We start from the raw sequence: 551 nt of genomic DNA, 5'->3' as shown, positions 1-551 counted from the left end.
GACCCGAAGGTCTTCAAGATCAAGGACGACCGGCAGATGATCCTCGACCTGCTGCGCCAGGAGCGGATCATGTGCGTACAGGGGACGGGGTTCAACTGGCCGGAACCCGACCACTTCCGCATCGTGACCCTGCCGGCGGCGGAGGACCTCAAGGAGGCCGTGACCCGCATCGGGCACTTCCTCGACGGGTACAGCCAGCCCTGACCGGCACCGCGCACCGGCGCGGCCCCACCGGCACACGACGACAAGGAGCCCCCTTCGGGCTCCTTGTCCCGTTTTCGGCCACGGAGCGTACCGGGTCCGGCACCGTTCCGGACTGACGACAACTTTAGACTGATTCCAAGGTAGGATGGTGCTCAAGCACGAAGCTGGAGGCCGTCCCCATGTACGAACCGATCCGCACCACGTCGGCGCACACCCTCCCGGACGTCGCCGACTTCCCGCACCGCAGCCGCGAGGAGGAGCTGGACATCCAGCTCGCGGGGCACCTGTCGGCCCTGCTCGCCGTCACCGACGAACTGCGTGGCCAGCGCCGGGTCGGGGCGCAGGCC

Annotated in this window: 1 pseudogene; it reads left to right on the top strand. The window is 68.2% G+C overall.

Going from position 1 to position 551, the window contains the following annotated elements:
- Nucleotides 1-204 (top strand): annotated as a pseudogene (locus E6R62_RS38810) (aminotransferase); the annotation flags it as partial.
- Between the last annotated feature and the right edge of the window lie 347 nt (nt 205-551).

The sequence above is a fragment of the Streptomyces sp. A1136 genome, assembly GCF_004795055.1.
In the GTDB taxonomy this organism is placed as follows: Bacteria; Actinomycetota; Actinomycetes; order Streptomycetales; family Streptomycetaceae; genus Streptomyces.
Note: the sequence above shows the minus strand (reverse complement) of the source record. Positions and strands in the feature narration are given on the sequence as shown.